Consider the following 17,480-nt stretch of genomic DNA (forward strand, 5'->3'; position numbering starts at 1 on the left):
GCGTCTCGGCGGCGGCCGCGAAATGGCTGTCCACCGAGACGCCGGTGATCGGCCTCGGGGTGGAGACTGTCGGCGATCGCGCCGGCCACCGTGGCGCTGCGCCGGGCGGCGTCAGCCAGGGCGGCGTCGCGATGGTCGTTACGCAGGCCCCAGCCGAGCGGAAGGAGGAAGACCAGGGCGGCGACGGCCGTCGTGGCGGCGGTGGTGTAGGCCAACCGCAGCCTCAGTCCGGCGCCACCAACCGGAATCCGACCCCCCGCACGGTGCGCAGGTAGCGGGGCTTCGCCGCGGATTCGCCCAGTTTCCGGCGAAGCCAGTACAAATGAACGTCGATGGTCTGGTCCTCGCCGACCGACGGCTGTCGCCATACCTCCTCCAACAGCTCACGACGGGAAACCACTCGGCCCGGACGGGCGGCGAGATAGGCCAGCAGGTCGAACTCCTTGCGGGTCAGCGCCAGCGACTCACCGGCCAGGGTGGCGCTGCGCTCGCCGATGTCCACCCGCAACTCGCCGACCTCGTAGACGGCCGGCTGCGCGGCCCGGCTGGCCCGGCCCACCCGGCGCAGCACCGTGGCGATCCGCGCGTCGAGGTGGGCGCCGGTGAACGGCTTGACCATGTAGTCGTCGGCGCCGGCGCGCAGCAGGCGCACGACGGTCTGCTCGTCGTCACGGGCGGTGGCGATGATGATCGGCACGTCGGTGATGCCGCGCAGCATGCGCAGCGCGTCGGAGCCGTCCAGATCGGGCAGCCCGAGGTCGAGCACGACCAGGTCGGGCGTCTCCGCGGCGACCCGCCGCAGAGCCTCGAGAGCCGTGCCGACGGCGTGCACGGCGTGCCCCCGGTCGGCGAGCGATCGGAGCATGGCGCCGCGCACGACATGATCGTCTTCGACGAGCAACACCGTGGCCATGCGAAGACCGTAGCGTCCCTGGCAACCAGGAACCTAAAGGGTGATCGAGCGAGAGTCTTTGATGACGCTCAGTGATGGAATACGATCCGAAGCGCTGATGTCATTCACACTCTTCCCCGGTACGCGGCTCGCGCTGGCCCTCGAGAGCCTGGCCGGCCTCAGCGTCGGCGATGCGCTCGGAGCCCAGTACTTCATGCCCGCCAACAAGCCCGCCGACCTGCTCGACGCCCGGGTGCCGGAGCCCCCGTGGGAGTGGACCGACGACACCGAGCAGGCCTGCTGCCTGGTGGCGGCCCTGGCCGAGGGTGACTTCGACCGGGACGGCTTCGCCGAGACGCTGGCCCGGCGGTTCGACCCGGGCCGGGGTTACGGCCCGGGCGCGATCGTCATGCTCCGCGAGATCCAGCAGGGCCTGCCCTGGCCGATCGCGGCCGCGGCCGCCTTCGACGGCCAGGGCTCGTGCGGCAACGGCGCGGCGATGCGCGCCGCGCCGCTCGGCGCCTGGCACGCCGACTCGCTCGCCCACGCCGCCGCCCAGGCGGTACGCGCGGCCGAGGTCACCCACGCCCACCCGGAGGGGATCGCCGGCGGGGTGGCCGTGTCGGTGGCCGCCGCGATCGCCGCCGCCGCCCGGCTGCACGGGCACAAGCCGGAACCGGAGCAGTTGCTGCGCGCGGTCGCGGCGCACACCCCGGCCAGTGTGGTGCGCGACGGCGTGACCGAGGCCGCCCAGATCACCGGTGGGGTGGCGGAGGCGGCGTACCGGCTGGGCAACGGGCGGCGGGCGCTGGCTCAGGACACCGTCCCGTTCGCGCTCTGGGTGGCGGCCCGCCATCTGCAGGACTATCCGGCGGCGGTGGCGGCGTGCGTGGTCTCCGGCGGGGACGTGGACACCACGGCGGCCGTCGCGGGAGGGGTGGTAGCGGCGTACACCGGGGTGGACGGCATCCCGCCGGCCTGGCTGTCGGCGCGCGAGCCGCTGCCGGCGTGGCTGGCCGCAGCGGGCGGGGAGTGACCTCGCGCGCCGGGCGGAGATGGTCGAAAGCCGACGGATAGCATCGGGAGCCGGACCTTCCCTTTTTCTGAATGGAGATCACCGTGTCTGCACCCCGTACCCCCGTCGCGGCCGACCCACTAGTCGTCCCGGCCGGGACGACGGCGGCCGACGCGGTGGCCGCGGCCGGACTGCCGGCGCACGGGCCGAAAGCGATCGTCGTGGTCCGCGAGGCCGACGGCCGGCTGCGCGACCTGAACTGGGCGCCCGAGGCCGACACCGAGGTCACCCCGGTGGCGATCGACGAGCCGGACGGCCTCGACGTGCTGCGCCACTCGTGCGCGCACGTGCTGGCGCAGGCCGTGCAGGACATCTTCCCGGAGGCCAAGCTCGGCATCGGCCCGCCGATCCGGGACGGTTTCTACTACGACTTCGACGTCGAGAAGCCGTTCCAGCCGGAGGACCTGACGAAGCTCGAGAAGCGGATGCAGGAGATCGTCAAGGCCGGCCAGGCCTTCCGCCGCCGGGAGTACGGCTCGCTCGACGAGGCGAAGACCGAGCTGAAGAACGAGCCGTTCAAGCTGGAGCTCGTCGACATCAAGGGTGACGTGGACGAGGAGGCCGCGGCGGTCGGCGCCGGCGAGCTGACCCACTACGACAACGTCGACAAGGACGGCAACCGGGTCTGGGGCGACCTGTGCCGCGGCCCGCACCTGCCGTCGACCCGGCTGATCCCGGCCTTCAAGCTGATGCGCTCGGCCGCCGCGTACTGGCGGGGGTCGGAGAAGAACCCGCAGCTCCAGCGGGTCTACGGGACCGCCTGGCCGTCCCGGGACGAGCTCAAGGCGTACCTGAACCGGCTTGCCGAGGCCGAGCGCCGGGACCACCGCAAGTTGGGCACCGAGCTGGACCTGTTCTCCTTCCCGGACGAGATCGGTTCCGGTCTCGTGGTCTTCCACCCGAAGGGTGGGGTGATCAAGCGCGAGATGGAGGACTACGTCCGGGCCCGCCACATCGAGGAGGGCTTCCAGTACGTCGGCTCGCCGCACATCACCAAGGAAGGCCTGTTCCACACCTCGGGTCACCTGCCCTACTACAAGGACACGATGTTCCCCCCGATGGAGCTGGAGGGGGCGAACTACTACCTCAAGGCGATGAACTGCCCGATGCACAACCTGATCTTCAGGTCGCGCGGGCGGTCCTACCGTGAGCTGCCGATGCGCCTGTTCGAGTTCGGCACGGTCTACCGCTACGAGAAGTCCGGCGTGGTGCACGGCCTGACCCGGGTGCGCGGCCTGACCCAGGACGACTCGCACTCCTACGTCACCGCCGAGCAGGCGCCGGAGGAGATCAAGCACCTGCTGAACTTCGTCCGCTCGCTGCTGGACGACTTCGGCCTGGACGACTACTACCTGGAGCTGTCGACCCGCGACCCGAAGAGCGACAAGTTCATCGGCACCGACGAGCAGTGGGAGAAGGCCACCAAGGTCCTGTCGGACGTGGCCGAGGAGTCCGGCCTGGACCTGGTGCTCGACCCGGGCGGCGCGGCGTTCTACGGCCCGAAGATCAGCGTGCAGGCGCGCGACGCGATCGGCCGGACCTGGCAGATGTCGACCATTCAGTACGACTTCAACCAGCCCGCCCGGTTCGGTCTGGAGTACCAGGCGGCCGACGGCACCCGCCAGGAGCCGGTGATGATCCACTCGGCGAAGTTCGGCTCGATCGAGCGGTTCTTCGGCGTGCTGGTCGAGCACTACGCGGGCGCGTTCCCGGCCTGGCTGGCGCCGGTGCAGGTGGTCGGCATCCCGATCCGCGACGACCACGCCGACTACCTGACCGAGTTCGTCGCCAAGCTGCGCAAGGAAGGCATCCGGGCCGAGGTGGACTACTCCACCGACCGGATGCAGAAGAAGATCCGCACCGCGCAGCAGCAGAAGATCCCGTTCATGGCGATCGCCGGCGACGACGACGTGAGCGGCGGCACCGTGTCGTTCCGCTACCGGGACGGCTCGCAGCGCAACGGCGTCTCGATCGACGAGGCCGTCGCGCACGTCGTCGAGGTGGTTCGCTCCCGGGTCAACACCGGGCCGTCCGCGGCCTGAGCACTGCGCCGGCTGCTCGTCCACGCATAGGATTCGGTCCGTGGACGAGCAGCGGGTGGAGACCGGCGAACCGGACGGCCTGGAGCGGCTCTGGACGCCGCACCGGATGACCTACATCGCCGGGGAGGACCGGCCCGCGGGCTGCCCCTTCTGCGTGGCGCCGGGCCTTTCCGAGGCGGACAGCCTGGTCGTGGCGCGGGGCACCCTGGTCTACGCGGTGCTGAATCTGTATCCGTACAACCCGGGGCACCTGCTTATCTGCCCGTACCGGCACGTCGCCGACTACGCGGACCTGACCGACGAGGAGACGGCCGAGGTGGCGGCGTTCACCCGGACCGCGATGCGGGTGATCCGCTCCACCAGCAGCCCGCACGGCTTCAACATCGGGATGAACCAGGGCTCGATCGCCGGCGCCGGCATCGCCGCCCACCTGCACCAGCACGTGGTGCCCCGGTGGGGCGGCGACGCCAACTTCATGCCGGTGGTCGGCCGGACCAAGGTGCTGCCGCAGCTGCTGTCGGACACCCGCGACCTGTTCACCAAGGCCTGGCCTACCTAGCGGCCGCGTGCTCCTTGCGCACGGCGTCGGCCAGGTGCGCCGGCATCGGCTCGTGCCGGACGTAGCGCCGGGTGAACGTGCCGGTGCCGGAGGTGAGGGCGCGCAGCTCCACCGCGTACCGGACCAGTTCGGTGGCGGGCACCTCGGCGCGCACCACGCTGGCCTCGCCCGCGCCGCCCGACTCGCTGCCCTGGGGGCGTCCGCGCCGGCCGGAGAGGTCGCTCATCACGGCGCCGACGTAGGACTCGGGCACCCGTACCTCGATCTCGTCGACCGGCTCGAGCAGCGTGATCTGGCCGGTCTCAGCCGCGGCGCGCAGCGCCAGCGCGCCGGCGGTCTGGAACGCGGCGTCCGAGGAGTCGACGCTGTGTGCCTTGCCGTCGTAGAGGGTGACCCGCAGGTCGACCACCGGGTAACCGGCCGCCAGACCACGTTCCAGCTGGGCGCGGACGCCTTTCTCCACGGACGGGATGTAGTTGTGCGGCACGGCGCCGCCGACCACCTTGTCGACGAACTCGAAGCCCTCGCCGCGCGGCAGCGGCTCGACCCGGATGTCGCAGACCGCGTACTGCCCGTGGCCGCCGGACTGCTTGACGTGCCGGCCGTGGCCCTGCGCCGCGGCGCCGAAGGTCTCCCGCAGCGCCACCTTGACCGGCTCGGTGTCGAGTTCGACGCCACCGGAGCGCAGCCGGTCCAGCACCACGTCGGCGTGTGACTCGCCCATCGTCCAGAGCACCAGCTGGTGGGTTTCCGGGTTGCGCTCCAGGCGCAGGGTCGGGTCGCCGGCCACCAGCCGGGCCAGGTTCTTCGCCAGCGCGTCCTCGTCGGAGCGGGTCTTCGCCACCACGGCGATCGGCAGCAGCGGCTCGGGCATCCGCCACGGCTCCATGAGCAGCGGGTTGTCCTTGCTGGAGAGGGTGTCGCCGGTCTCGGCGCTGCCGGACTTGGTGATCGCGCAGAGGTCGCCGGCGATCGCGTACGGCACCTCGCGCAACTGCGAGCCGAGCGGCGAGTAGACGTGGGCGACCCGCTCGTCGGCGTCGTGGTCGGGGTGGCCGCGCTCGGCCAGGCCGTGCCCGGAGACGTGCAGCGTCTGGTCCGGGCGCAGGGTGCCGGAGAAGACCCGGACCAGCGAGACCCGGCCGACGTGCCGGTCGATCGTGGTGCGCACCACCTCGGCCACCAGCGGGCCGTCCGGGTCGCAGGTCAGCGGGGGCCGCGGGGAGTTGTCCACCCCGGTGACCACGGGCAGCTCGTGCTCCAGCGGTGACGGCGCGGCCCGGACCAGGCCGTCGAGCAGCGCGTCCAGCCCGACGCCGGTGCCGGCGCAGACCGGGATGACCGGGTAGAAGTTGCCTCGCGCGACCGCCTTCTCCAGGTCCGGGATCAGGGCCTCGGTGCTGATCAGCTCACCGCCGAGGTACCGGTCCATCAGGGTCTCGTCCTCGCTCTCGGCGATGATCCCCTCGATGAGCGTGTTCCGGTCGTCGGCGATCGGGTTCAGATGCTCCGGCTCGGCCTCGGCCTCCCGCGGCGGGTAGCCCTGCGAGTAGTCCAGCACCCGCAGCGTGACCAGCCCCATCAGGCCGGCGATCGACTGACCGTCGTCACCCAGCATCGGCTGGTAGATCGGCAGCACGTTCTCGCCGAACGCCTCCTGGCAGTCCTGCAGCGTCTCCTCGTAGTCGGCGCGCGGGTGGTCGAGCCGCGTGATCGCGACGGCCCGGGGCATGCCGACCGCGGCACACTCCTCCCACAGCGCCACCGTCGAGTCGTCCACACCGTCGACCGCGGAGACGACGAAGAGCGCGGCGTCGGCGGCCCGCAGGCCGGCCCGCAGTTCCCCGACGAAGTCGGCGTACCCCGGCGTGTCGAGCAGATTGATCTTGACGTCCTGGTGTGTCAGCGGGGCACAGGCCAGCGCGACCGACCGCTGCTGGCGCACCGCCGCCGGATCGTGATCGGTGACCGTGGTGCCGTCCGCAACCGTGCCCGCCCGGGGAATCGTCCCGGTGGCCGCGAGCAGGGCCTCCACCAGGGTCGTCTTCCCGGAACCGGAGTGGCCCACCAGGACCACGTTGCGAACTCTGCCGGGATCTGTCACCACCGGCGCGGCCGCGCCGGCATTCCCTTTCTCCGAAGCCTTCTGCGCCATGCCGAGCGCTCCCGTCGTTTCCCGTTCGTTACGCCGCTGTTCTGCAAATCCCACACCCCGGCACGTACCGGCCGCAAGGACCCGCACACTGCGAACTGTGCCGGATGGTGACGATCCGGCCAACCCGGGGGCCGAGCCGTACCGCCGCTGGTCGCACGCCGTTATGGTGGGACGGCCATGGCAAAGATCGTTCAAACTACGGCCCGTGCCGTCGTCGCGTACGGCGTCAACCCGGTCGCACGCTTCCTGCTCCGTATCGGGGTCACGCCCAACGCGGTAACCGTCGCCGGCACCGTCGGGGTGCTGATCGGCTCCTACTTCGGTGCCCTGGGCCACCTCTTCTGGGGCACGGTGATCGTAACCGCCTGCGCGCTCACCGATGCCCTGGACGGCACAATGGCCCGCATGCGGGGCGGTTCCGGAAAATTCGGGGCACTCCTCGACTCGTCCATGGACCGGCTCGCCGACGGCGCGGTCTTCGGCGCGGTCGCCTTCTATCTGGCTACCGAGGGCAATCCGTACGGCGGAGTGGTCGCTGCCCTGATCAGTCTCGTCGCCGGTCAGGTCGTCTCCTACGTGAAGGCCCGCGCGCAGAGCCTGGGCTTGAACGCCGACGTCGGCATCGCCGAGCGCCTGGAACGCCTGCTCATCGTCGGTGCCGGCGGTCTGCTCGGCGCCGCCGGCCTGAAGTGGGGCCTGCCCGCAGCGCTCTGGGTGCTCGCCGCCCTGTCGCTGTTCACGGTCTTCCAGCGGCTGGTCAGCGCGGCCCGCTCGGACGTCAAGGAACCGGCCGCGTGAAGGACCGGTTGATCGACCTCGGCTACGCCGCCGGGTGGCGGCTGGTCCGCGCGCTGCCGCTGCCGGTCGCCCGCAGACTGTTCACCGCGGCCGCCGACCGGGCCTGGAAGGCGAACGGCCGGGGCACTCAGCGGCTGCGCCGCAACCTTCGGCAGGTGGTCGGCCCCGACATGCCGGACACCCTGGTACGCGACGGACTGCGCTCCTACGCCCGCTACTGGATGGAGGCGTTCCGCCTGCCGTCGCAGAGCCGCGAGGACTTCCTGAACGGGTTCTTCATGCTGCCGGAGAGCTACCAGCAGCTGAAGAAGGCGGTCGAGGACGGCCGCGGGGTGGTGCTCGCGCTGCCGCACGTGGCGAACTGGGACGTGGCCGGCGCCTGGGTGGCCGCACACGGCTGGCCCATGATCACGGTGCAGGAGCGGCTCAAACCGGAGGCGGTCTTCGAGCAGTTCCTGGCGTACCGGGAGAAGCTCGGCATGAAGGTGCTGCCGCTCACCGGTGGCGAACGCGCGCCGCTCGACGTGCTCGGCGAGCACCTGAACAAGGGGTGGGTGGTGCCGCTGCTCGCCGACCGGGACCTGTCCCGGGCCGGGGTCGAGGTGGAGTTCTTCGGTGGGCGTACCCGGATGCCGGCCGGACCGGCGATCCTGGCCATCCGCTCCGGTGCCCCGATCTTCGCGGTGGACCTCTGGTTCGACGAGAAACGCACCCTGGCGAAGATGCGCCCGATCACCCCACCCACCGAGGGCCCGCTCGACGAGCGGGTGAAGCAGACCACGCAGCAACTCGCCGACGCGTTCGCGGCCGGCATCGCCGACCACCCGCAGGACTGGCACATGCTCCAGAAGCTCTGGCTCTAGGAGGGTCTGTGCGGATCGGGATCGTCTCGCCCTACTCGTTCGACGTCCCGGGCGGTGTGCAGAACCACATCATGGACCTGGCGGAGGCGCTGATCGGCCTCGGTCACGAGGTGAGCGTGCTCGCGCCGGCCGACGACGACGCCGAGCTGCCGGACTATGTCGTACCGGCGGGCCGGGCTGTCCCGCTGCCCTACAACGGCTCGGTCGCGCGGATCACTTTCGGGCCCATCTCGACGGCCCGGGTGCGGCGCTGGCTGGCCCGCGGCAGGTTCGACGTGCTGCACGTGCACGAGCCGATCTCGCCCAGCCTGTCGTTCCTGGCCGTGGTCTCCGCTCGCGGCCCGGTGGTCGCCACCTTCCACACCGCGATCACCCGGTCCCGGTTCCTCTCCGCCGCGCAGCCCTTCGTGCAGCCGGTGGTCGAGAAGATCACCGCCCGGATCGCGGTCAGCGAACTGGCCCGCAAGGTGCAGGTCGAACACCTCGGCGGCGGCGCGGTGGAGATCCCCAACGGGGTCGCGGTCGCCAAGTTCGCCTCGGCTTCGCCCTTGCCGGGATGGCCCGGCGCGGGCGGTGCGCTCGGTTTCCTCGGCCGTTTCACCGAGCCTCGCAAGGGCTTCCCCCTTCTTCGTACGGCGTACGTCGAGCTGGCGCGGCAGCGGCCGGGTCTACGGCTCCTGGTCGCCGGCCCCGGTGACCGCGACGAGCTCTACGACGAGATCCCGCCCGAGTTGCATGAGCGGGTGGAGTTCCTCGGCCTGGTCTCCGAGGCGGACAAGGCCCGGATGCTGCGCAGCGTCGACGTCTACGTGGCGCCGAACACCGGCGGCGAGAGCTTCGGCATGATCCTGACCGAGGCGATGGCGGCCGGCGCCGCGATCGCCGCCAGCGACCTGGACGCGTTCCGCCGGGTACTGGACGGCGGGCGGGCCGGGGCGCTGTTCCCGAACGGGGACGCCGTGGCGCTCACCACACTGCTCGGCGAACTGCTCGATGATCCACACCGGCGGGCTGAGCTGGCCTCGTGCGCCCGTACCGTGGTCGCGACGTTCGACTGGCCCAGCGTGGCCAACCGGGTGCTCGAGGTGTACGCGACCGCGATCGAGGCCACCGACGGGCGCGTGTTCGACGACTGAGTCTGCCCCGCGGCGGAAAACAGATGTAAAACCGTAGCAGACGGTTGATCACACCAAGGGCGTGTAACGGCGCGACACATTCCGGCACTACGATGCCCCGCATGTGGTGGGTGGTGGGAGTCGTCGTGCTGGCCGCGATCTTCTCGGCGTACCTCGGCTGGACCGCTCAGCGAGTGGAGCGACTGCATCTGCGGGCGCAGTCGGCCGAGCGCGCCCTGGACGCGCATCTGATGCGCCGCGCGGCCGCGGCCGCGGTCGTGGCCGAGCAGGGTGATTCGGTCGAGCTCTACGCGGCCGCCCGGCTGGCGCTGGACGCCGAGCCCGGAGACCGCGAGTCGGCCGAGAACGATCTCACCCGCCAGCTGCAGAACGTCGGCCTCGACCCCGCCGACCCGGCCGCGCGCACCCTGATCGCCAGCAGCCGCCGGGTGGTCCTGGCCCGCCAGGTGCACACCGACCTGGTCCGCGACGCGCTCAGCGCCCGCCGCCGCGTGCTGGTGCGGGTGCTCGGACTGACCCGGCGCCATCCCCGCCCGGAGTACTTCGACATCGTCGAACCGGCGCTGCCCGACCTGCCGCCGGTGGTGGTTCCCGCCCCGGCCCACCCGCCCGAGGGCGTCCTGCCCACCGCCCCCGTCTAGGGCCGGCAACGCGAAAGGGCTCCGCCGTCACGGCGGAGCCCTTCATTGCTCGCTTGGATTACCAGCCGCGCTCGGAGAGGCGGTGCGGGACCGGCTCGTCCTCGACGTTGATGCCGACCATGGCCTCACCGAGACCGCGGGACACCTTGGCGATCACGTCCGGGTCGTCGTGGAAGGTGGTGGCCTTCACGATGGCGGCGGCCCGCTGGGCCGGGTTGCCGGACTTGAAGATGCCGGAGCCGACGAACACGCCCTCGGCGCCGAGCTGCATCATCATCGCCGCGTCCGCCGGGGTGGCGATGCCGCCCGCGGTGAACAGCACCACCGGCAGCTTGCCGGCCTCGGCGACCTCCTTGACCAGCTCGTACGGCGCCTGCAGCTCCTTGGCCGCGACATAGAGCTCGTCCTCGGGCAGGGTCTGCAGCCGGCGGATCTCGGCCCAGATCTTGCGCATGTGGGTGGTGGCGTTGGAGACGTCACCGGTGCCGGCCTCGCCCTTGGAGCGGATCATCGCCGCGCCCTCGGTGATCCGGCGCAGCGCCTCACCCAGGTTGGTGGCGCCGCAGACGAACGGGACGGTGAACTGCCACTTGTCGATGTGGTTGGCGAAGTCGGCGGGGGACAGCACCTCGGACTCGTCCACGTAGTCGACGCCGAGCGACTGCAGCACCTGGGCCTCGACGAAGTGGCCGATCCGGGCCTTGGCCATCACCGGGATGGAGACCGCGTTGATGATGCCGTCGATCATGTCGGGGTCGGACATGCGCGAGATGCCACCCTGCGCGCGGATGTCGGCCGGCACCCGTTCCAGGGCCATCACGGCGACGGCGCCGGAGTCCTCGGCGATCTTCGCCTGCTCGGCGTTGACCACGTCCATGATCACGCCGCCCTTGAGCATCTCGGCCATGCCGCGCTTGACGCGGGCGGTTCCGACGGCGGACTGGTTCTCAGACATGGGGTTTCGGCTCCTCGTGCGGCGAAGTTGTCGGTAATCGGGATCGTACGAAGCTGTTACGGCCGCTCCGATAGCCAATCGACCTGCCGGTGGCCTGTTTTACCGGCGAACGCAAAAAGGCCGCCCGAAGGCGGCCCCAGCTCAGCCCAGCAGGGCCGGCAGCTTCTCGAACAGCTGCGTGGTGTAGGTCATCATCTCCCGCAGCATCCAGTTTCCGGTGAGCAGCAGCGCCGCGCCGATCGCCACCGCCTTCGGCACGAACGAGAGCGTCGCCTCCTGGATCTGCGTGACGGACTGGAACAGCGAGATCGCGAAGCCGACCGCCAGAGCGGTCAGCAGCACCGGCGCCGACAGCTTCGCCGCAATGCTCATGGCCTGCAGTCCGAGCTCAACCACCATCGTGTCCGTCATGCCCTTCCGTTCGGGCCGTTGCGGGCGCCGCGGAGTGCAGACCGGTCGCCACCGGGTTGCGGTTCGGTTCGCCCGGCCGTTTTCCTCAAGTACTGCGGTCCTACAGTGAGGGCGTGAACATCGGAGTGCTGGCCCTGCAGGGCGACGTGCGTGAACACCTGTCCGCGCTGGCCGAGTCGGACGTGCTGGCCCGGCCGATCCGCCGCCCCGAGGAGCTCGCCGACGTCGACGCCCTGGTGATCCCCGGCGGCGAGTCGACCGCGATCAGCAACCTGGCCGTCTCGTTCGGCCTGCTCGACCCGATCCGCAAGCGCATCGCCGACGGCATGCCGGTCTACGGCTCCTGCGCCGGCATGATCATGCTGGCCGGCAGTGTGCTCGACGGGCGGCCCGACCAGGAGTCGTTCCAGGGCATCGACATGACGGTGCGGCGCAACGCGTTCGGCCGGCAGGTCGACTCGTTCGAGGCGGCCGTGGAGATCGACGACATCGCGGGCGGCCCGTTCCACGCCGTCTTCATCCGCGCGCCGTGGGTCGAGGAGGTCGGCGGCGACGTGCGGGTGCTGGGCCGCGTCGCCGACGGTGCCGCCGCCGGTAGGATTGTCGCCGTTCGGCAGGGCAACCTGCTTGCCACGGCTTTCCACCCGGAGCTCACCGGTGACCTTCGCGTCCATCGGTACTTCGTCGAGATGGTCCGCCAGGCCGCACCCGCACGGTAGACACGGAGGTTACGCATGTCCGGCCACTCCAAATGGGCGACGACCAAGCACAAGAAGGCCGTCATCGACGCCAAGCGCGGCAAGATGTTCGCCAAGCTGATCAAGAACATCGAGGTCGCGGCCCGGACCGGCGGTGGTGACCCGTCGGGCAACCCCACGCTCTACGACGCCATTCAGAAGGCGAAGAAGTCCTCGGTTCCGAACGACAACATCGATCGCGCGGTCAAGCGCGGCTCCGGCCTGGAGGCCGGCGGCGCCGACTGGCAGACGATCATGTACGAGGGCTACGGGCCGAACGGCGTCGCCATCCTGATCGAGTGCCTCACCGACAACCGGAACCGGGCGGCCACCGAGGTGCGCACCCGCCTGACCCGTAACGGGGGCACCTTCGCCGACGCCGGCTCGGTGTCGTACCTGTTCAACCGCAAGGGCGTGGTGATCGTTCCGAAGGGCGAGCTGAGCGAGGACGACGTCATGCTCGCCGTCCTCGACGCCGGCGCCGAGGAGATCAACGACCTGGGCGACTCGTTCGAGGTGGTCAGCGAGCCGACCGACCTGGTCGCGGTCCGCACCGCGCTGCAGGGCGCCGGCATCGACTACGACTCCGCCGAGTCCTCGCTGGTGCCGACGATGAACGTGCCGCTCGACGAAGAGGCCGCCCGCAAGGTGTTCAAGCTGATCGACGTCCTCGAGGACTGCGACGACGTGCAGAACATCTATTCCAACGCCGACATCTCCGACGAGGTCATGGCAGCAATTGACGCATGACGCCTAGCGGGCCGTCTGTTTCTCATGTTCCGCGCAGCCGGTCTCACCGTGTTCCAGGATTCTGGAGTGCGGGGGACCGGCCGCGAGACAGCCGCCTTCCCGACGTGGGAGTGGTGGAGACACTGCCGCCGGAGATGCTGTACTGCGCGCACCTTCCGGGTTCGGCCTATCTGCTGGTGGTCGAGATCGTCTCGACGAGTTCGCCCCACGGGAATACACCCACAAGGCGCTCTGGTATGCCGAGCAGGGCATCCCGGAGTGCTGGATCGTCGATGAGACCCCGGAGCGGTCCCATGACGACGCGGTGGTCTCGATCCGGCGGTTGATCGCCGGGGAAGACGGCCCGGGCTACGTCGAGGAGCGCTCGTTGCTGCTGTCCGAGCTGGAAGAGGAGTATCGCGCCAAGCGTGCCTAGCCGCCGGCGTCGCCGAGCCAGGAGAAGTACTGCATCAGGGCGCCGATCACCAGGACACCGGCCGCGACCCGTAACCACACCAGCCGCCATTGGCTGCGGCGCCAGGCGTGCACCCACGCGATCTCGGCGTCGGCCAGGGCGTCGAGCGAGGCTCTCGCCGTACCGTCGAGCACCGCGGCCTTGCGCAGCGCCAAGCTGCCGCCCGGCGTGACCAGCGGGACCACCGGGATCTGCGGCCGCAACACGCGCACCTCGACCTCGTAGATCTGATCCTCGCGCCACTGCTTGGTGCGCGCCGTGAGGCGCCGGCGCAGGTAGGCGCCGGTCGCGTCGGACCGGGTGACCCGGCTCCACCAGCGCAGCCGGCGCCAGTGCCCGGCCACGTCGATCAGCACGTCACGGTAGATCTGGTCGGCGATCGTGGCGCCGCCGACCAGCCGTGCGGCTTCGGCGCGCAGCTCGCGCTGGTGCAGCGTGACGAAGGTGACGAATCCCGGTGGCGGTTCGTCGTCCATCGGTGGGATGAGGTGCATGGCTACCTCCCGGACCCCATCGTCGAGGCGTGTCGGCGGGGGGCGCAAGTGGCGGCCGTATTAGGGTGTCGAACACACGTACGCGAGGGGAGGTCCGTGGTGCGCGTGCTCGGCATCGACCCGGGGTTGACCCGGTGCGGCGTGGGCGTCGTCGAGGGGATGCCGGGGCGGCCGGGCAAGCTGATCGCGTACCACGTGGTCCGCAGCGAGCCGGACGAGGACATCGCGCAGCGCCTGCTGCACCTGGACCGCTCGCTCGCCGAGCTGGTCGCGCTGCACCGACCGGACAGCGTCGCGGTCGAGCGGGTGTTCTCGCAGCACAACGCGCGGACCGTGATGGGCACCGCGCAGGCCAGCGCGGTCGCGATCCTGGCCGGGTCGCGGGCCGGGCTGCCGGTGCAGACCTACACGCCCAGCGAGGTGAAGGCCGCCGTGACCGGCTCCGGCACCGCCGGCAAGGCGCAGGTCACCGCCATGGTGACCCGGCTGCTGAGCCTCGACGCGCCGCCGAAACCGGCCGACGCGGCGGACGCCATCGCCATCGCCATCTGTCACATCTGGCGCGGGGGCACCCGCGCGAAGATCCAAGCCGCGGCGATCGCCGCCGCCCGCAGGAGCAGCCGATGATCGCCAGCGTGCGCGGTGTGGTCACCGCGATCCTTCCGGACAGTGCCGTGGTCGAGGTCGGCGGCGTCGGCATGCGGGTCTTCTGCACGCCGAACACGCTGGCCGGGCTGCGCACCGGCGCCGAGGCCCGGCTCGCCACCACGCTGATCGTGCGGGAGGACTCGCTCACCCTCTACGGTTTCGCCGACGACGGCGAACGGCAGCTCTTCGAGCTGCTCCTGACGGCCAACGGGGTGGGCCCGCGGATCGCGCAGGCGGTCCTCGCGGTGCACAACCCCGATTCGGTACGGCGTGCGCTCGGCGGCGGCGACGTGGCTGCCCTGACGAAGGTGCCGGGCATCGGTAAACGGGGCGCCGAGAAGATGATCGTGGAGCTGAAGGACAAGATCGGGCCGGTGGCGATCGGTGACGGCGGTTCCGCCGGGGTGCTCAACGGCGCCTGGCAGGAGCAGGTCCGGCAGGGTGTGCTGGCGCTCGGCTGGAGCGCCGCGCAGGCCGACCAGGCGGTCGCCGCGATCGGCGAGACGATCGACGGTGAGGCGCCGCCGGTTCCGGTGCTGCTGCGCCAGGCGATCCGGCTGCTGGGCAAGACCCGATGAGCGAGGAGATCGTCTCGGCGAGCGCCTTCGACGAGGACCTGGACGCGGAGGCCAGCGTCCGCCCCCGCCGGCTGGCCGACTTCATCGCGCAGCACCGGGTGCGCGACCAGCTGGAGCTGCTACTCAAGGGCGCTCTGGGCCGGGGCGCGCCACCCGACCACATCCTGCTGTCCGGGCCGCCCGGCCTGGGCAAGACGACGCTGGCGAACATCGTGGCGGCCGAGCTCGGCACCGGCATCCGGACCACCAGCGGCCCGGTGATCGAGCGCTCCGGCGACCTGGCCGCGATCCTGACCGGCCTCGGCCCCGGCGACGTGCTCTTCATCGACGAGATCCACCGCATCGCGAAACCGGCCGAGGAGCTGCTGTACAGCGCGATGGAGGACTTCCGGGTCGACGTGGTGGTCGGCAAGGGCCCGGGCGCCACCGCGATCCCGCTGGACGTGGAGCCGTTCACCCTGGTCGGCGCAACCACCCGGGCCGGTCTGCTGTCCGGGCCGATGCGCGACCGGTTCGGTTTCGTCGCGCACCTGGACTTCTACTCGCAGGCCGACCTGGACGCGCTGCTGCACCGTTCGGCCCGGATCCTCGGGGTGCCGATCACTCCGGAGGGCGCGTCGGAGATCGCCGGCCGCTCCCGCGGCACGCCGCGGATCGCCAACCGGCTGTTGCGCCGGGTGCGCGACTTCGCCGAGGTACGCGCGGACGGCGTGGTCACCGAGGAGGTGGCCCGGGCCGCCCTCAAGGTGTACGACGTCGACGCGCTCGGCCTGGACCGCCTGGACCGGGCGGTGCTGCGGGCCCTGATCGAGTCGTTCAAGGGCGGTCCGGTCGGACTCTCCACGCTCGCCGTGGCGGTGGGTGAGCAATCCGACACTGTGGAAGAGGTCTGTGAGCCGTTCCTGGTGCGGGCGGGCCTGCTCGCTCGGACGCCGCGCGGCCGGGTGGCGACCGAGGCGGGATGGGCACATCTGGGCAAAACTCCACCAACCGATGGACGGCCGGGAGTGTTCCAGGGTGACCTTTTCGCCCGGGACACCTGATTATCGCTCGTGATGTGAACGTGACGTGTGCCGCATTCGTTATCTCAAGGTTGACCGATTAGACTCGCCGCCGTTCCAACCGGAATCTGCATATCTCCCCGGCGCCCGCCCCACGTCGTGCCGGTGGCCTACGGAAGGCTTTCTTCGTGTACCACGCAGCTGAGCAAGCGAGCGGTGGCAATTTCTCGTTCCTGCTGATCCTCGTTCTGCTCTTCGGGTTCATGTACTTCGTGATGATCCGGCCGCAGCAGAAGCGGCGCCGCGAGGCCCAGGAGATGCAGAACTCGTTGGGCCCCGGCGACCAGATCGTCACGATCGGCGGCCTGCACGGCACCGTCGTGACCGCCGAGACCGACGTGGTGCTCCTGGAGGTCGCGCCCGGTGTCGAGGTGCGGTTCGCCCGCCCGGCGATCGCCCGCGTCCTCAGCAAGGCCACCGACGTGGTTCCGGAGCCGGAGGTGGCGGAGCCGATCGCTGACGAGCCAGAGAGCCCGGTCGTCGAGAACCGCGTGAACAAGCAGGACTGAAGCACCACGCCCCCCGGACCGGCCCGCGGCACCATCTGGCGGGTCGGTCTGCGCCGACCCGCGGCGGAAAACCGCGGCAAATCGCTGGAAAAGGGCCGCCGTCCGCCCGTCGGCAGCCGTTGATCGACATCGCCGCGCGGCCGCGCGGCCGGAAGCACAGGGAGACCCAACGCCGTGGCACGACCACCACAGGGACAGATGCATCCTGGACGGCAACTCGCCGTGCTCGGTCTGGTCTTCGTCGTCCTGTATCTCGCCGTTTTCTTCGCCGGCGGCGCCAAGGGCAGCTTCACCGACCGGCTGGAGCCGAAGCTCGGCCTCGACCTGGTCGGTGGCACCCAGGCCACCTACATCGCCTCGCAGCAGGGTGAGCCTCCGAGCCAGGAGGCGATGCAGCAGGCCCAGGAGATCATCGAGAGCCGCGTCAACGCGCTCGGCGTCTCCGAGGCCGAGGTGGTGATCCAGGGCAACAACACCATCGTCGTCTCGCTCGCCGGTGAGGCCGAGGACCAGCTCAAGGACCTCTCGCAGGCCGCGAACATGCGATTCCGGCTGCTCACCGGCGTGACCGGGGACGTCGCTGCGACCGCGGTCAACCCGCCGGCGCCGACCCCGAGCGCCAGCGGTGCGGCCCCGTCCGCTCCGGCGGCTGCCCCGTCGGCCGGGGCCTCCGCCCCGGCGGCCACCGCGAAGCCGTCGGCCTCCACCGGTGGCCAGGGTGG

18 protein-coding genes and 2 pseudogenes are annotated in these 17,480 nt (G+C 70.8%); 14 read left to right on the top strand and 6 right to left on the bottom strand.

Going from position 1 to position 17,480, the window contains the following annotated elements; all coding sequences use genetic code 11:
• Together AB0F81_RS44405 and AB0F81_RS44410 are read right to left on the bottom strand one after the other, a co-directional pair.
• Nucleotides 1-215: pseudogene (locus AB0F81_RS44405) on the bottom strand (hypothetical protein); the annotation flags it as partial.
• Between the two features lie 8 nt (nt 216-223).
• Nucleotides 224-913, bottom strand: coding sequence for a response regulator transcription factor (locus AB0F81_RS44410; RefSeq protein ID WP_360209061.1), 690 nt, complete (start codon nt 911-913; stop codon nt 224-226).
• 97 nt (nt 914-1,010) lie between these two features.
• Here AB0F81_RS44410 and AB0F81_RS44415 point away from each other — a divergent pair, with 97 nt between their 5' ends.
• From AB0F81_RS44415 to AB0F81_RS44425, 3 genes are all read left to right on the top strand, one after another.
• On the top strand, nt 1,011-1,928 hold the full coding sequence (locus AB0F81_RS44415) for an ADP-ribosylglycohydrolase family protein (RefSeq protein WP_360209063.1): 918 nt from the start codon (nt 1,011-1,013) through the stop codon (nt 1,926-1,928).
• Between the two features lie 83 nt (nt 1,929-2,011).
• The gene (gene thrS / locus AB0F81_RS44420; RefSeq protein WP_360209066.1) at nt 2,012-4,009 is read left to right on the top strand and encodes a threonine--tRNA ligase; all 1,998 of its coding nucleotides are present in this window, start codon (nt 2,012-2,014) and stop codon (nt 4,007-4,009) included.
• A gap of 106 nt (nt 4,010-4,115) precedes the next feature.
• Entirely contained in the window at nt 4,116-4,568 is a 453-nt protein-coding gene (locus AB0F81_RS44425) for an HIT domain-containing protein (RefSeq protein ID WP_360209100.1), read from the top strand.
• Here AB0F81_RS44425 and AB0F81_RS44430 read toward each other — a convergent pair.
• Nucleotides 4,561-6,723, bottom strand: a complete 2,163-nt coding sequence (locus tag AB0F81_RS44430; protein ID WP_360209069.1) for an elongation factor G-like protein EF-G2 — start codon at nt 6,721-6,723, stop codon at nt 4,561-4,563. The two genes, AB0F81_RS44425 and AB0F81_RS44430, sit on opposite strands and share 8 nt — an antisense overlap.
• 177 nt (nt 6,724-6,900) lie before the next feature.
• Between AB0F81_RS44430 and pgsA the strand changes: the two genes are divergently transcribed.
• From pgsA to AB0F81_RS44450, 4 genes are all read left to right on the top strand, one after another.
• Nucleotides 6,901-7,521 carry a phosphatidylinositol phosphate synthase gene (pgsA, locus tag AB0F81_RS44435; protein WP_360209072.1) on the top strand — a complete coding sequence of 207 codons (621 nt, stop codon included), beginning with the start codon at nt 6,901-6,903 and terminating at the stop codon, nt 7,519-7,521.
• On the top strand, nt 7,518-8,384 hold the full coding sequence (locus AB0F81_RS44440) for a phosphatidylinositol mannoside acyltransferase (protein WP_360209074.1): 867 nt from the start codon (nt 7,518-7,520) through the stop codon (nt 8,382-8,384). The genes pgsA and AB0F81_RS44440 overlap by 4 nt, the downstream gene beginning before the upstream one ends.
• A gap of 8 nt (nt 8,385-8,392) precedes the next feature.
• Complete coding sequence (locus tag AB0F81_RS44445; RefSeq protein WP_360209076.1) at nt 8,393-9,520, top strand: glycosyltransferase family 4 protein; 1,128 nt, start codon at nt 8,393-8,395, stop codon at nt 9,518-9,520.
• A 92-nt stretch (nt 9,521-9,612) separates the two neighbouring features.
• Nucleotides 9,613-10,161, top strand: a complete 549-nt coding sequence (locus tag AB0F81_RS44450) for a hypothetical protein (protein ID WP_360209078.1) — start codon at nt 9,613-9,615, stop codon at nt 10,159-10,161.
• Nucleotides 10,162-10,219: 58 nt separating this feature from the next.
• On the opposite strand, the gene pdxS is transcribed toward AB0F81_RS44450, so the two are convergent.
• Both pdxS and fliQ read right to left on the bottom strand, forming a co-directional pair.
• Nucleotides 10,220-11,116 carry a pyridoxal 5'-phosphate synthase lyase subunit PdxS gene (gene pdxS, locus AB0F81_RS44455; protein ID WP_360209080.1) on the bottom strand — a complete coding sequence of 299 codons (897 nt, stop codon included), beginning with the start codon at nt 11,114-11,116 and terminating at the stop codon, nt 10,220-10,222.
• Nucleotides 11,117-11,257: 141 nt separating this feature from the next.
• Nucleotides 11,258-11,527, bottom strand: a complete 270-nt coding sequence (gene fliQ / locus AB0F81_RS44460) for a flagellar biosynthesis protein FliQ (protein ID WP_360209083.1) — start codon at nt 11,525-11,527, stop codon at nt 11,258-11,260.
• A gap of 113 nt (nt 11,528-11,640) precedes the next feature.
• Between fliQ and pdxT the strand changes: the two genes are divergently transcribed.
• Nucleotides 11,641-12,246 (top strand): pyridoxal 5'-phosphate synthase glutaminase subunit PdxT, encoded by a 606-nt coding sequence (gene pdxT, locus AB0F81_RS44465; protein WP_360209085.1) that lies wholly within the window; start codon nt 11,641-11,643, stop codon nt 12,244-12,246.
• A gap of 15 nt (nt 12,247-12,261) precedes the next feature.
• Nucleotides 12,262-13,014, top strand: a complete 753-nt coding sequence (locus tag AB0F81_RS44470; RefSeq protein ID WP_360209087.1) for a YebC/PmpR family DNA-binding transcriptional regulator — start codon at nt 12,262-12,264, stop codon at nt 13,012-13,014.
• 411 nt (nt 13,015-13,425) lie between these two features.
• Here the strand turns inward: AB0F81_RS44470 and AB0F81_RS44475 are convergent, their stop codons facing one another.
• Entirely contained in the window at nt 13,426-13,962 is a 537-nt protein-coding gene (locus tag AB0F81_RS44475; RefSeq protein WP_360209089.1) for a hypothetical protein, read from the bottom strand.
• Between the two features lie 99 nt (nt 13,963-14,061).
• Between AB0F81_RS44475 and ruvC the strand changes: the two genes are divergently transcribed.
• The 5 genes and pseudogenes from ruvC to AB0F81_RS44500 all read left to right on the top strand — a co-directional run.
• Complete coding sequence (gene ruvC / locus AB0F81_RS44480; RefSeq protein WP_360209102.1) at nt 14,062-14,589, top strand: crossover junction endodeoxyribonuclease RuvC; 528 nt, start codon at nt 14,062-14,064, stop codon at nt 14,587-14,589.
• On the top strand, nt 14,586-15,188 hold the full coding sequence (ruvA, locus tag AB0F81_RS44485; RefSeq protein ID WP_360209091.1) for a Holliday junction branch migration protein RuvA: 603 nt from the start codon (nt 14,586-14,588) through the stop codon (nt 15,186-15,188). Before ruvC ends, ruvA begins: the two co-directional genes overlap by 4 nt.
• Nucleotides 15,185-16,231: a Holliday junction branch migration DNA helicase RuvB gene (ruvB, locus tag AB0F81_RS44490; protein ID WP_360209094.1), complete on the top strand. Its 1,047-nt coding sequence runs from the start codon at nt 15,185-15,187 to the stop codon at nt 16,229-16,231. Before ruvA ends, ruvB begins: the two co-directional genes overlap by 4 nt.
• 146 nt (nt 16,232-16,377) lie before the next feature.
• A complete protein-coding gene (yajC, locus tag AB0F81_RS44495; RefSeq protein ID WP_360209097.1) occupies nt 16,378-16,758 on the top strand; it encodes a preprotein translocase subunit YajC in 381 nt (126 codons plus the stop codon).
• Between the two features lie 198 nt (nt 16,759-16,956).
• Nucleotides 16,957-17,480 (top strand): annotated as a pseudogene (locus AB0F81_RS44500) (protein translocase subunit SecD); the annotation flags it as partial.

The organism is Actinoplanes sp. NPDC024001, from assembly GCF_040638955.1.
Classification (GTDB): domain Bacteria; phylum Actinomycetota; class Actinomycetes; order Mycobacteriales; family Micromonosporaceae; genus Actinoplanes.